A 13,095-nucleotide genomic window follows, 5' to 3' on the forward strand; every position below is an offset into this window, starting at 1 on the left:
CCTATTCGATGTTCTGGACCTGCTCGCGGAACTGGTCGATGACGGCCTTGAGGTCGAGGCCGATGCGGGTCAGGTCCACGTCCGACGACTTGGAGCACAGGGTGTTGGCCTCGCGGTTGAACTCCTGCGCCAGGAAGTCGAGCTTGCGCCCCACCGCGCCGCCGGCCTCGAGCAGTTCGCGGGCGGCGGCGACGTGGGCGGCCAGGCGGTCCAGTTCCTCGCGCACGTCGGCCTTGACGGCGATCAGCGCCACTTCCTGGGCGACCCGCTCCTCGGACAAGGCGGGGGCGGCCTCCAGCACCGCGGCGACCTGGGCGCGCAGGCGCTCCTTCACCGCCTCGGGGCGCAGCACGGCGCAGGCGCCGGCGCGGGCGGCCAGGGCGGCGACCTCGTCCAGCTGGGTCCGCAGCACCGCCGCGATGCGTGCCCCTTCCGACAGCCGCATGGCGGCCAGGGACTCGATGACCTGCTCCAGGGTGGCGCGCATGGCGCCCTCGCGGGCCTGGCGCACCGCCTCGGCGTCGGTCTCCTCGGCCTCCATGGGCTCGAGCACGCCCCGGATGGCCAGCAATCCGTCCCAGCGCGCCTGGGCGATCACCGGATGGCGCGGCCCCATGTCCTCGATCAGGCGGATCACCTGGCCCAGCAGATCGGCGTTGACGCGCACCGCCGGCGCCTCGGTGACGCGGGTGACGTTGAGGGAGAACTGGATGTTGCCGCGCTTCAGCCGCTTCTGCGCCGCCTCGCGCGCCGCCGGCTCCAGCGAATCGTGGCCCGAGGGCAGGCGGCAGCGCAGTTCCAGGCCGCGGCCGTTGACGCTTTTCGCCTCCCACACCCAGGACACCTGGGAATCGCCGCCCTGGGCGCGGGCATAGCCGGTCATGCTGGCAACGGTCACTGCTGTCGCGCTCCCTTTCAATGGTTGGCGACGGTTATAGCGTGGGCCGTCCGCCCGGGCTATCCTGATCACCATGAGCGAACGCCGCCACCCCGCCCGGGGCCGCCCCAGCGTGGTCGAGGTCACCGTCCGCGTCCCCGCCGACAAGGTGGAGGCGGTGAAAAGCTATGCCGGCCGCATCGCCCGCCAGCGCCCGCCGGCCAGCCGCGACGAGGTGGTGGCGCGGCTGCGCGACCATCCCGACGTCTTCTCCCGCTTCGGGGTGCGCTCGGCGGCGCTGTTCGGCAGCGTCGGCCGCGACCAGGCCCGGCCCATGTCCGACGTCGACCTGCTGGTCGATTTCCATCCCGGCCAGCCCGGCGGCCTGTTCCGCTACGTCGAGTTGAAGCACGCGCTGGAGGGCCTGCTGGGACGCCCGGTCGATCTGATCACCCGCGGCAACATCAAGCCGCGCCTGAAGGCCCGCATCCTGGCCGAATGCCTGCCCGTCTTCGGCGAGGAGGCGTGCGAGACATGATGCCGGTCAATACCACCGGTTTGACCGGCATCCTGCCGCCATTGCGGCGGCGGCCGTGCCGCCCCGCAGGGGCAAACGACGCCCTTCATGGCGGCCCGAGCCTGCGAGGGTGGGCTTCGCCCACAAGGGCGCGGACGCGCCCGCCCGGCGAGGGCGCGAAATGACCCATAAAGATTGGAAGGTGCGGGTCGAGGACATGCTGGAGGCGCTGGCGCGCATCGACAGCTATGTCGATGGCATGAACGCCAAGGCGTTCCTGGCCGATCCGCGCACTCAGGACGCGGTGGTGCGCAACCTGGAGATCCTGGGCGAGGCGGCCAAGCGCATCCCCTACGCCATCATCCACGCCCATCCCGAGATCCCGTGGTCGCGCATCACCGACATGCGCAACATCCTGGTCCACGAATACCACTCGGTCGATCCCGAGATCATCCTCGACGCCGCCCGCGGCGACCTGCCGCCGCTGGTGGGTCCGCTGAAGGCGCTGCTGGCCGAGGAAGAGTGAGTGCCGGAAGGAGAAACGCGATGGCCAACGGCACGGCACGGACCCTCTCTCTTCCGTTTGCCTTCTGGGTCACCGGCGCGGCCGGGAACGCCGCCTTCATGGTCGCGGCCCAGGCCTTTTCCAGCCCGCTGCTGCTGCTCGCCGGCCTGGTCTACCTGATCTATTCCTTCCCCATCGTCTGGGCCAGCGCCAAGGCCTATGCCGGACCGGGCGCGTTCAGAATGCTGGCCAAGCTGTTCATGGTCACCCTGGCTGTCGTCTACGCCATGACCTTGATGGGAATGGCCATGAGCCGGTTCCTGGCCGAGCGCATGGGATAGGCGCGGTGGCGCCGGATTCGGATAGCCCCGGGCCGGCGAGCGGAACATGCCCGCCGACCCGGGGCACCGAGGATCAGGCCACGAATTCGGCGTAGACGCCGGACAGGGACTGAAGCGCGATCTTGGCGGTCTGGGTGTTCTGGCAGCTGTCGGCGTTGATCCACACCCACTGATTGCCGTTGCCCTGGAAGTTCCAGCTGTAGGTCTGGTTGGTGACCGAGTTGATCTTGACCTGGGCGTCGCAGTTGCCGGCGTACTTGATGACGTTCGACGGGTCCACCAGCTGGTTCAGGATGTTGACCACCGCCGAGGTTTCCTTGAACTGCACCGAGATGAACTGGTTGATGTTGCTGTTCAGGGTTCCGGTGTACCAGTGGCTGGCCGGCACGGCGTAGAAGCGGGTGAACTTCGCGAAATCGTGGTACTTGCCGTCGATGGGAAGGGCTGTGTTGTTCATGCCGCTGGTGTTGGTCGGCATCTTGACGCTGCCGATGAAGGCCTGGATCTGGCCGCTGGTGGCCGTCCCCACGGCGACGCTGACGGTGTTGGTATCGTCACCCGACACGAAGCACAGCGCGGCGAGGCCCTGGTTCGCGGTGGTGCCGGGAACGGTCAGGGTCACCGGCGGATTGGAGTTGCTCCACACCACCGAAACCGTGGTCGAGGCGTCGTTGTTGGCCGAGTTGTAGAAGAACAGGGCATAGAGCTGCCCGGAGTTCAGGCCGCCGCTGCAGGTGGCGTTGTCGCCCGGATTGAGGGTGACCAGACGACCGTCGTTCCAATTGACGTTTCCCATGATACGTTCTCCCCTAGATTGCTGCTGCGGCCCCCACGGCACGCGAATGCGCAGTTCCACTACCATATCGCGCAATTCACCCGGAAGGCGAGTCTTTCATATGCGTTTGACTCGATTTCGTAGAAGTTTAACCGTACCGTCCCCGCCCGGGATACATACGACTGTAATATACTACAATTAATTTGGGCCGCACCCCGCCATGCGGCGGACCCGCTCCGCCACGGCTTCCGAGAGTTTGACGTTGACGGCCAGCGCGGCCCCGCTGTCTGCTGGATTTCAACACAGTCCGATATCCCTCCGGGGGACCCACGTCATGCCGCCTGCCGACCCGCCACGTCCCGCCGCCGTCCTCATCACCGGCGCCTCGTCCGGGCTGGGTGAGGCCTTGGCGCTGGAATACGCCCGTCCCGGGGCGGTGCTGTTCCTGTCGGGGCGGGATGCCGGCCGGCTCGACGGCGTGGCGGCGGCGTGCCGGGCGAAGGGGGCCGAGGTGCATCCCAGGGTGCTGGACGTCGCCGACCGCCGGTCCATGGAAGCCTGGGTGGAAGAGTGCGACGACCTCCGGCCGCTCGACCTGGTCATCGCCAATGCCGGCATCTCGGCCGGCACCAGCGGCGGCGGCGAAGGGGCCGAGCAGACGCGGGCCATCTTCGCGGTCAACGTCGACGGCGTGTTCAACACGGTGCTGCCGGCGGTCGCCCGCATGCGGCCGCGCCGTGCCGGGCAGATCGCCATCATGGCCTCGCTGGCCGGCTATCGCGGCATGCCCGGGGCGCCGGCCTATTGCGCCTCGAAGGCGGCGGTGAAGGTGTGGGGCGAGGGCCTGCGCGGCTGGCTGGCGCCCCAGGGCATCAAGGTCAGCGTCATCTGCCCCGGCTTCGTCACCACCCGCATGACCGCGGCGAACCGCTTCCGCATGCCGTTCCTGATGGACGCGCCCCGGGCCGCCGGCATCATGGCCCGCGGCCTGGCCGCCAATCGCGGCCGCATCGCCTATCCCTGGCCGATGGCCTTCCTGTCCTGGCTGGGCGCGGCGCTGCCCGACGCGCTGATGGAACGGCTCAGCCGCCTCTTGCCGGCGAAATGAGCTCGCCCCGCCGCCGGGTGAAGCGCTGATCGAGGCGGATGGCGGCGACGGTGGAGGCGAACAGGGCCAGCCACACCACCCGGCTCTGGTAGCGGTCGTGAGGGTTGGACAGGGCGCCGCAGACGAAGGCGTTGCCGAGAAGGGCGATCACCACCGCCACCAGCAGCCCGCCGGAAATGCGGTCGCGCCGGCGCCAGGCGAAGACGATCAGGCCCAGGGCGGCGATCTCGGCGGCGCGGGCGACGGGCACCTGCACCCTGTTGATGACATCGAACGAAATGCCGCGATGGCGCTGCTGCCGGGCGAAGCGGAAGGCGCGGAAGTCGTCGGGATAGTATTTCAGCTGCGTCTTGACGAAGTGCCAGGTCATGGGCACCAGATCCTCGCCCGAGGCGATCAGCTCCAGCTGCACCAGGGTGTTGTCGAGCATGGCCCCGGCGACGTCGAGGGGGAAGGTGGCGATGGCCCCCCTGACGATGGCCGAGGCCTCGTCGTGCATGGCCTTCCAGCCGCCCAGCTCGTCGAACGGACTTTCGCCCCACAGGAACTCGTCGGCGGTGAACGGCAGCTCGTCCTTATGCTCGCACATCTTGAACGCCGCCCCCTGCGGGCAGACTTCGTCCAGGTACTTCTTGGCCAGCCCGTCCTGGACGAACAGCGCCAGCTGCAGCACCTGCCCCGATTCGCTGAAATAGGCCCGCCCGGTGGCGAGCCAGTGCACACTCGGCACCAGCAGGGTGCCCAGCGCCACCGCCAGCGCCGCCAGCCCCAGGCGCGGGCGCGGCATGCGCAGCGACAGCCGGGTGGCCAGCCAGATGGCGCCCAGCACCAGCATCAGCCCGGCGGCGACGGCGACGTGGGACATGTGGACCGAGATGGCGATGGCGGTCAGCGGCACCAGGACGGCCAGCCGGCGCCAGCGCGGCAGGGAATCGCCGAAGGCCAGCACGGCTATCCCTAAGATCGCCACGCCGGCGAAGACGTCGGCCATCACCTGGCTGACCACCCAGGGCAGGCCGGTGAACACGGCCAGCATGGCGCCCAGCGCCACATAGACCTGCGGCCGGTAGCGGGCGATCCAGGCCCATACCGCCTCGTGCAGGACCCAGGCGACGATCAGCGCCTGCGCCGCCACCACCGCCCACAGGGTGCCGAACGGCTTGGCCACCGAAACGAAGGCGCCGTAGGTCAGGATGCGGTAGACGATGGGCTCCCACGCGAACGAGATGGTCACGTAGTCTTCGCTGTCGAAATAGATCAGCGGATAGCCGTTCCACAGCGCCGGCGCCGCCATCAGCAGCGCCACCGCCGGAACCGCCAGGATGCGCCAGCCCTGCCAATGCGGGGAAGCGGGCGCGGCGAACATCGGCCTAGGCCCGTTTCCAGGTGGTGCCCTGGGCTCCGTCCTCGAGCACCACGCCCTTGTCGGCCAGCTCCTTGCGGATGCGGTCGGCCGCGGCGAAATCGCGGGTCTTGCGGGCGTCGGCGCGGGCCTGGATCAGCGCCGCGATTTCGTCCTCGGACAGCACCGGGCCGCCGGCCGGCTGCCAGCGGAACCACGCCTCGGGATCCTGCCGCAGCACCCCCAGCAGATCGCCGGCGGCCAGCAGCGCCGCCTTGGCCGTCGCCTTGGCGGCCGGGTCGGCGGCCTTGTTCAGCGCCCCCGCCAGCTCGTGCAGATGGGCGATGGCGAGCGGAGTGTTGAGGTCGTCCTCGACCGCCGCCAGCATGGGCGTGGGCACCGCGCCGGGCTCCGCCTCGATGTCGGCGGCGCCGCGCAGGGCGGTATAGAGGCGGTCCAGGGTGGCGCGGGCCTGCCTCAGCCCCTCGGCGGTCCAGTCGAAGGGCTGGTGGTAGTGGGTGGAGAGCATGCACAGGCGGATGGCCTCGCCCGGCGCCTGATCCAGCAGCTCGCGCACGGTGAAGAAGTTGCCCAGGGACTTGGACATCTTCTCGCCCTCGACCATCAGGTAGCCGTTGTGCAGCCAGGTGCGGGCGAAGGGGGCGCCGTTGGCGCAGACCGACTGGGCGATCTCGTTCTCGTGGTGGGGGAACACCAGATCCTGGCCGCCGCCGTGGATGTCGAAGGTGGTGCCCAGGTACCGGCCCGACATGGCCGAGCACTCGATGTGCCAGCCCGGCCGGCCGCGGCCCCAGGGCGAGTCCCAGCCCGGCAGGTCGTCGGTGGAGGGCTTCCACAGCACGAAATCGGCGGCGTTCTTCTTGTAGGGGGCGACCTCGACGCGGGCGCCGGCGATCATCTCGTCCATGGAGCGGCGCGACAGCTGCCCGTAATCGGCCATGGACGGCACGCTGAACATCACGTGGCCCTCGGCCACATAGGCGTGGCCCTTGGCGATCAGGGCCTCGATCATGACGATCATCTGGGCGATATGGGCGGTGGCGCGCGGCTCGATGGTCGGCGGCAGGGCGTTCAGCGCCGCGATGTCGTCGTGGAACATGGCGGTGGTGCGGGCGGTGATGGCGGCGATGGGCTCGCCGGTTTCCTTGGCCCGCGCGTTGATCTTGTCGTCCACGTCGGTGATGTTGCGGACGTAGGTCACCTTCGGGTACAGCCGCGACAGCAGGCGGTACAGCACGTCGAACACGATGACCGGCCGCGCATTGCCGATATGGGCGCGGTCGTAGACGGTGGGGCCGCAGACATACATGCCCACATGGGCAGGATCGATCGGCTCGAACGCCTCCTTGCGGCGGGTCAGCGTGTTGTAGAGAACCAGCGGCACAATTCGCCTCCCCTAGACCGTTTCACCACCGAGGCGGCCAACGGTCTTTTTCATTCCGATCAGAGGTAACAAATTCTTCAGCTCGGGTCCATTGCCGCGCCCCGTCAGGGCCAGGCGCAGGGGGTGGAACAGGTCGCGGCCCTTGCGGCCGGTGGCGGCCTTGATCGCAGCGGTCCAGGCGCCCCAGGTGGCGGCGTCCCACGGCTCGGGCGGCAGCAGGGCGGCGGCGGCGGCGAGGAAGTCGGCGTCCTCCAGCACCGGTTCGATGGTGGCGTTCACCACCCGCCACCAATAGCCGGCTTCGGTCAGGGTGGCGAGGTTGGGCCGCACCATCTCCCAGAACTCCGGCCCGGCCTCGCGCAGGCCGATGGACTCCAGGCGCGGCTTGATCTCGTCGAAGCCCATGGCGTGCAGCAGACGGGCGTTGAGGTGGGCCAGCTCGGCCGGGTCGAATTTCGGGGTGGCGCGGCCGAACCGGGCCATATCGAACTCGTCCACCAGGGCGTCCATGGAGGTGCGCGCCTCGATGGCATCCGAGGTGCCCAGCTTGGCCAGCAGGCAGGCCAGCGCCAGCGCCTCGTAGCCGTCGGCCCGCAGCTCGCGCAGGGACAGGCCGCCGGTGCGCTTGGACAGGCCGGCCCCGGCCAGATCGGTCATCAGCGGCACATGGGCGAAGGACGGCGGCTCGCCGCCCAGGGCGCGGAACAGCTGCATCTGCGGCGCGGTGTTGGTGACGTGGTCCTCGCCGCGGATGACGTGGGTGACGCCCATCTCGAGATCGTCCACCACCGAGGGCAGGGTATAGAGGAACGACCCGTCGGCGCGGATCAGCACCGGGTCGGACAGCGAGGCGCAATCCACCTGCGACTCGCCGCGCACCACATCGTCCCACTTCGCCGGCTTGTGGTCGAGGCGGAAGCGCCAGTGCGGCACCCGCCCCTCGGCCTCGAAGGCGCGGCGCTCGCCCGGGGCCAGATGCAGGTGGGCACGGTCGTAGACCGGCGACCGCCCGGTGGCGAGCTGGCGGCGGCGCTTGATCTCCAACTCCTCGGGCGTCTCGTAGCAGGCATAAAGGCGCCCGGCCGCCTTCAAGGTCTCGGCGGCGGCGCGGTAATGGTCGAGCCGGCGCGACTGGAACGCCTTCTTGTCCCACAGGGTGCCCAGCCAGCGCAGATCCTCGACGATGGCGTCGGCGTATTCGGGACGCGACCGCTCGGCGTCGGTGTCGTCGTAGCGCAGCAGGAAATAGCCGCCATGCGCCTTGGCGAACAGCCAGTTGATCAAGGCGATGCGGGCGTTGCCGACATGCAGCAGGCCGGTCGGGCTGGGAGCGAAACGGACGGTGACGGTCATCCCGGCTTGGTAGTCCCGCCGGGGCCGTCCGTAAAGAACTTTATTGGCGAGACGAAGCGTCGATGCCCGCCCCTCCGCCCGAGCCCGCGCCAACTCCCGAGCCGTCCGCCACGCCGCTGCCCGGCGGGCTGCTGGGCGGCGGCGAGAGCCCGGCCCGGCCGTCGGCCCCCGCCCCCGATCCCTTCCCCGGCCACACCATCTCGGCCGAGGGCGCCCGGGCCCACGAGTCCTGGGCGGCGCAGCTGCCGCGCGACAGCGACCCGCGCCAGACCGCCCGCATGCTGAAGACCGCCATCGACACCTACGGCGACCAGGGGCGCGCCGACGTCGCCGACCTGCTGGGGCGCTTCCATCAGCACGATGCCGGCAAGGCCGCCACCCTGCGGAAGGAGATGGCCACGCTGACCGGCGAGACCCTGCCCTTCCGCGTCGCGCCTTTGGGCGAGGGCTTCCGCGCCCCCACCGACGCCGAGCGTCTGTCCCAGGCCCCCAAGGCCCCCTTCGGCAGCCCCGGGGGCGCCGATGCCGAAGGCGGCAACCGAGCCCTCGGCTCCCACACCGGTGTTCGATGTCGAAAAAAGCATCAAAGCGCTCCAAAGCGGAACGCGCGCCGCACCGGAAGGAAACTGCGGGACGCTTCATCTTCGAGGCTATTACCTCAACGATTTTTTCCTAAACTCCGGGGTTGATAACGGCTATATGGTGCCGCCCCAAAATGGCGCCCTGCAGGAGTTTGAGTCGCTGAATCTGCCTGCCCGAAATGGCATCCCAGCGATCCAGCGTAGATGCCGCCATCCACTCATCCATTTGCCTGATCCTGCCAATCGGGTCCTCACCGGCCTCTTCGATCAGGGTCGCCCCCTCATCAACACAGTCTTTCAGCACGAAATAAACCCTGAGGAGGTCGAGAACCCCGTCCTCCCTTTCTTTCTCGGATTTCGACTTGCTGATATCCGCAATGCCTGTCCGGATCAGATCGACGATACTCTTCAGATCGCCAATCCAACCATCGTCGATTCCGTCTACGACTTCAGAAACTTCATGTGAGGGAACCGGCACGATATCCGGCACGAAACGGAAAGGCCCGCCTTGGGGGCGGGCCTCTGCAACGTCCTGATATTTCAGGAGAAAAATGGTGCTGCCGAATGGAATCGAACCATCGACCTTACCCTTACCAAGGGTATGCTCTACCGACTGAGCTACGGCAGCGTTCCGGTCGCCGGGGGTGGCCCTGGCGTCGAAGAGGGCGCTTTATGCCACGGGGGTTTTCGCTTCGTCAAGGCTCTTGTCGGCGCCGCCCGGCGCGGGGAAAATGGCGGTCATGAACGATCATGCCGACCGACCGGCGCTCTCCGCCAAGGGTCGCGCCGAGGCGGACGACAAGGCCCGGCGCCAGGCCGAGGCGCTGCGGGCCAATCTGGCCCGGCGCAAGGCCCAGGCCCGCGCCCGCGCCGAGGAGCCCGAACACGCGCCCGTGGCCTTGCGCGCCTGTCCGCCAGACGTTACAACGGGCCAGATTTTGGGGAGAGCGCCCGTCATGTCCGTCATGCCCGACCACTGGATCCGCGAGATGGCCGTCAAGCACGGCATGATCGAGCCGTTCACCGAGAAGCTGCAGCGCGAGGGCGTGATCTCCTACGGGCTGTCGTCCTATGGCTACGACGCCCGGGTGGCGCCCGAGTTCAAGATCTTCACCAACGTGGATTCGGCCATCGTCGATCCCAAGCAGTTCTCGGACAAGAGCTTCGTCGACCGCGAGACCGAAATCTGCGTCATTCCGCCCAATTCCTTCGCCCTGGCCCGCACGGTGGAGTATTTCCGCATCCCGCGCGACACCCTGGTGATCTGCCTGGGCAAATCGACCTATGCCCGCTGCGGCATCATCGTCAACGTCACCCCGCTCGAGCCCGAGTGGGAGGGCCACGTCACCCTGGAATTCTCCAACACCACGCCGCTGCCGGCCCGCATCTACGCCAACGAGGGGGCCTGCCAGTTCATTTTCCTGAAGGCCGACTCGCCGTGCGAGACCTCGTATGGCGACCGTTCCGGCAAGTATCAGGGCCAGCGCGGCGTCACTCTGCCGAAACTTTAGTCCCCCCGTCTTGACCGCCGCCCCCCGGGCGCGCTAAACGGACGCTTCGGCCATCCGGGGCAGGCGCGCGCGATCATGGCGTACCGCCTGAGGAATGCCACGAAGGTGGTGTCTCCTGCCGGCCGCCCCATTCCGAACAGGTCAGGACGAGGAACGCATGGACAGGATCCGCATCGTCGGCGGCACTCCCTTGAAGGGCATCATCCCCATCGGCGGCGCCAAGAACGCGGCGCTGGCGCTGATGCCGGCCTGCCTGCTGACCGAGGGCACCCTGGCCCTGTCGAACCTGCCCCACCTGGTCGATATCAGCACCATGGCCAACCTGCTGGCCCAGCACGGCGTCGGCATGGCGCTGAACGGCGATGCCCGCAACGGCGGCCATACCGGCCGGGTGCTGGAGCTGACCGCCGCCGAGATCGTCAACACCACCGCGCCCTACGATCTGGTGCGCAAGATGCGCGCCTCGGTGCTGGTGCTGGGGCCGCTGCTGGCCCGCTGCGGCGAGGCCCGGGTCAGCCTGCCCGGCGGCTGCGCCATCGGCACCCGCCCGGTCGATCTGCACCTCAAGGCCCTCGAGCAGATGGGGGCCAGGATCGAGCTGGCCGAGGGCTACATCGCGGCCAAGGTGACGGGGCGGCTGAAGGGCGCCCACATCATCTTCCCGCAGGTCACCGTCGGCGGCACCGAGAACATCCTGATGGCCGCCACCCTGGCCGAGGGCGAGACCGTCATCGCCAACGCGGCACGTGAGCCCGAGGTCGCCGACCTCGCCCAGTGCCTGATCGCCATGGGCGCCAGGATCGAGGGCGTCGGCACCGGCACCCTGCGGGTCCAGGGCGTCGCCGCCCTGCACGGGGCGGAATATTCGGTGGTGTCCGACCGCATCGAGACCGGCACCTACGCCGTCGCCGCCGCCATCACCCGCGGCGATGTGGAACTGGTGGGGGCGCGGGTCGATTTGTTGGAATCGGTGATCAAGACCCTGACCGAGTGCGGCGTCGCCATCGAGGCCACCCCGCGCGGCATGCGGGTCAAGGCCGATTCCACCGAGCTGGTCGGCACCGACATCATGACCGAGCCCTATCCCGGCTTCCCCACCGACATGCAGGCCCAGCTGATGGCGCTGATGGCCACCGCGTCGGGCGCCTCGATGATCACCGAGACCATCTTCGAGAACCGCTACATGCACGTGCCCGAGCTGATGCGCATGGGCGCCAAGGTCAACGTCCACGGCGCCTCGGCCATCGTGCGCGGCGTGCCGAAGCTGTCGGGCGCGCCGGTCATGGCCACCGATCTGCGCGCCTCGTCCTCGCTGATCCTGGCCGGCCTGGCCGCCGAGGGCGAGACCATCGTCAACCGCGTCTACCACCTGGACCGCGGCTACGAGCGGGTCGAGGAGAAGCTGGCCGCCTGCGGCGCCCAGATCGAGCGCATCAAGGGCGAAGCCGCGGAATAGGGTCCTTCGCGTTTTTCGTCACCCTCGGGCTTGACCCGAGGGTCCACGGCGGCGCCGTCGCCTTCGGCAGCATGGATGGCCGGGTCAAGCCCACTTCTGTCCGGTTTAATTCTCGGCTGGCCCATGCCCCCTCGCCCGCCTGCGGGAGAGGGGGGCGAGCGTCAGCGAGCCGGGGTGAGGGCGGCGCGTGTCCACGCGCCCAAGACCTGAAAACGCAGAGGTTTTCGCTGTCGCGAAGCGCACCTGACGGCGCGCGCCCTCTCCCTCCCGTCGCTGGCGCGACGGGTCCCTCCCTCTCCCGCAGGCGGGCGAGGGTAATCTGTCCGCTTCCGCCAACATCACCCTGGACGCGGCCGACACCAAGGGCTCCCGAAGGCTCTCCGAAATTTAAACCGGACAGAAGTGGGNAGGGCGGCGCGTGTCCACGCGCCCAAGACCTGAAAACGCAGAGGTTTTCGCTGTCGCGAAGCGCACCTGACGGCGCGCGCCCTCTCCCTCCCGTCGCTGGCGCGACGGGTCCCTCCCTCTCCCGCAGGCGGGCGAGGGTAATCTGTCCGCTTCCGCCAACATCACCCTGGACGCGGCCGACACCAAGGGCTCCCGAAGGCTCTCCGAAATTTAAACCGGACAGAAGTGGGTCAAGCCCGGCCATGACGAATATCCAAACATCGTCACACCCGGTGACCTAATCGGGGCAGGCCTCCGCCCCGCTTGAGCCGCCCTCCCCGGTTCGGCCTATCCTTTTCGAAAGAGAAGGAGGAGCCGATGGGACGCGTTCTGGCACTTCGGGGATGGGCGGTTCTGCTGATGCTGACGGTGGCCGGCTGCACCACCTGCGAGGTCGCCACCCTGCCGCCGCCGCCCCCGGCCCCCGAACCGGAAGCGCCGCCGCCACCGCGCCAGAAGCCCAAGCCGAAGGGCAGCTTCCGCCTGGGCGAGCCCTATTCGGTCGCCGGCACCCTGTACACCCCGGCCTTCGCCTGGGATTACGACCATGACGGAATCGCCTCGTGGTACGGCCGCCCGTTCCACGGCCGCCTCACCGCCAATGGCGAGATCTACGACGAGAACGACCTGACCGCCGCCCATCCCACCCTGCCGCTGCCCAGCGTGGTGCGCGTCACCAACCTGGAGAACGGGCGCACCCTCAAGCTCCGGGTCAACGACCGCGGCCCCTTCGTCGATGGCCGCATCATCGACGTCTCGCGCAAGGCCGCCCGCCTGCTGAAATTCCACGACAAGGGCGTCACCCGGGTGCGGGTCGAGGTGATGGAAAAGGAAAGCCGCCAGGCGGCGCGGGCGGTGGGGTGGCGGGGATGACACC

The 13,095-nt window shown here is 68.7% G+C and carries 14 protein-coding genes and 1 tRNA gene; 8 read left to right on the forward strand and 7 right to left on the reverse strand.

The genetic code is table 11. The features are described 5' to 3' along the window. Position 1: 1 nt before the first annotated feature. Complete coding sequence (locus MTBUT4_RS02510; protein ID WP_254434703.1) at positions 2 to 898, reverse strand: YicC/YloC family endoribonuclease; 897 nt, start codon at positions 896 to 898, stop codon at positions 2 to 4. Between the two features lie 73 nt (positions 899 to 971). On the opposite strand from MTBUT4_RS02510, the gene MTBUT4_RS02515 reads away from it, so the two are divergent. The 3 genes from MTBUT4_RS02515 (at position 972) to MTBUT4_RS02525 (ending at position 2,240) form a co-directional block, all read left to right on the forward strand. Continuing rightward, positions 972 to 1,415, forward strand: coding sequence for a nucleotidyltransferase family protein (locus tag MTBUT4_RS02515; RefSeq protein WP_173978085.1), 444 nt, complete (start codon positions 972 to 974; stop codon positions 1,413 to 1,415). A gap of 160 nt (positions 1,416 to 1,575) precedes the next feature. Next, the gene (locus MTBUT4_RS02520) at positions 1,576 to 1,920 is read left to right on the forward strand and encodes a DUF86 domain-containing protein (protein WP_173978086.1); all 345 of its coding nucleotides are present in this window, start codon (positions 1,576 to 1,578) and stop codon (positions 1,918 to 1,920) included. Positions 1,921 to 1,940: 20 nt separating this feature from the next. Further along, positions 1,941 to 2,240, forward strand: coding sequence for a hypothetical protein (locus MTBUT4_RS02525; protein ID WP_173978087.1), 300 nt, complete (start codon positions 1,941 to 1,943; stop codon positions 2,238 to 2,240). Positions 2,241 to 2,313: 73 nt separating this feature from the next. Here the strand turns inward: MTBUT4_RS02525 and MTBUT4_RS02530 are convergent, their stop codons facing one another. Next, positions 2,314 to 3,036 carry a hypothetical protein gene (locus tag MTBUT4_RS02530; RefSeq protein WP_173978088.1) on the reverse strand — a complete coding sequence of 241 codons (723 nt, stop codon included), beginning with the start codon at positions 3,034 to 3,036 and terminating at the stop codon, positions 2,314 to 2,316. A gap of 313 nt (positions 3,037 to 3,349) precedes the next feature. Between MTBUT4_RS02530 and MTBUT4_RS02535 the strand changes: the two genes are divergently transcribed. Then, complete coding sequence (locus tag MTBUT4_RS02535; protein ID WP_173978089.1) at positions 3,350 to 4,123, forward strand: SDR family oxidoreductase; 774 nt, start codon at positions 3,350 to 3,352, stop codon at positions 4,121 to 4,123. Here the strand turns inward: MTBUT4_RS02535 and MTBUT4_RS02540 are convergent. From MTBUT4_RS02540 to gltX, 3 genes are read right to left on the reverse strand one after another with little or no spacing between them, the layout of a single operon-like run. Further along, entirely contained in the window at positions 4,098 to 5,489 is a 1,392-nt protein-coding gene (locus MTBUT4_RS02540; RefSeq protein ID WP_173978090.1) for a hypothetical protein, read from the reverse strand. The genes MTBUT4_RS02535 and MTBUT4_RS02540 overlap by 26 nt on opposite strands. Before the next feature lie 4 nt (positions 5,490 to 5,493). Beyond that, complete coding sequence (gene cysS, locus MTBUT4_RS02545; protein ID WP_173978091.1) at positions 5,494 to 6,870, reverse strand: cysteine--tRNA ligase; 1,377 nt, start codon at positions 6,868 to 6,870, stop codon at positions 5,494 to 5,496. Positions 6,871 to 6,882: 12 nt separating this feature from the next. Continuing rightward, positions 6,883 to 8,223, reverse strand: coding sequence for a glutamate--tRNA ligase (gene gltX / locus MTBUT4_RS02550; protein WP_173978092.1), 1,341 nt, complete (start codon positions 8,221 to 8,223; stop codon positions 6,883 to 6,885). Positions 8,224 to 8,285: 62 nt separating this feature from the next. On the opposite strand from gltX, the gene MTBUT4_RS02555 reads away from it, so the two are divergent. Next, positions 8,286 to 8,912, forward strand: coding sequence for a hypothetical protein (locus tag MTBUT4_RS02555; protein WP_173978093.1), 627 nt, complete (start codon positions 8,286 to 8,288; stop codon positions 8,910 to 8,912). On the opposite strand, the gene MTBUT4_RS02560 is transcribed toward MTBUT4_RS02555, so the two are convergent. Beyond that, complete coding sequence (locus tag MTBUT4_RS02560) at positions 8,896 to 9,294, reverse strand: hypothetical protein (protein WP_173978094.1); 399 nt, start codon at positions 9,292 to 9,294, stop codon at positions 8,896 to 8,898. The two genes, MTBUT4_RS02555 and MTBUT4_RS02560, sit on opposite strands and share 17 nt — an antisense overlap. 62 nt (positions 9,295 to 9,356) lie before the next feature. After that, positions 9,357 to 9,432, reverse strand: a tRNA-Thr gene (locus MTBUT4_RS02565). Between the two features lie 328 nt (positions 9,433 to 9,760). Between MTBUT4_RS02565 and dcd the strand changes: the two genes are divergently transcribed. The 3 genes from dcd (at position 9,761) to MTBUT4_RS19780 (ending at position 13,091) form a co-directional block, all read left to right on the forward strand. Beyond that, positions 9,761 to 10,315 (forward strand): dCTP deaminase, encoded by a 555-nt coding sequence (gene dcd / locus MTBUT4_RS02570; RefSeq protein ID WP_173978133.1) that lies wholly within the window; start codon positions 9,761 to 9,763, stop codon positions 10,313 to 10,315. Positions 10,316 to 10,472: 157 nt separating this feature from the next. Next, positions 10,473 to 11,771: a UDP-N-acetylglucosamine 1-carboxyvinyltransferase gene (gene murA, locus MTBUT4_RS02575; RefSeq protein WP_173978095.1), complete on the forward strand. Its 1,299-nt coding sequence runs from the start codon at positions 10,473 to 10,475 to the stop codon at positions 11,769 to 11,771. Between the two features lie 765 nt (positions 11,772 to 12,536). Beyond that, the gene (locus MTBUT4_RS19780; RefSeq protein ID WP_173978096.1) at positions 12,537 to 13,091 is read left to right on the forward strand and encodes a septal ring lytic transglycosylase RlpA family protein; all 555 of its coding nucleotides are present in this window, start codon (positions 12,537 to 12,539) and stop codon (positions 13,089 to 13,091) included. The last annotated feature ends 4 nt before the right edge of the window (positions 13,092 to 13,095 follow it).

Source organism: Magnetospirillum sp. UT-4 (assembly GCF_902729435.1).
Classification (GTDB): Bacteria; Pseudomonadota; Alphaproteobacteria; order Rhodospirillales; family Magnetospirillaceae; genus Magnetospirillum.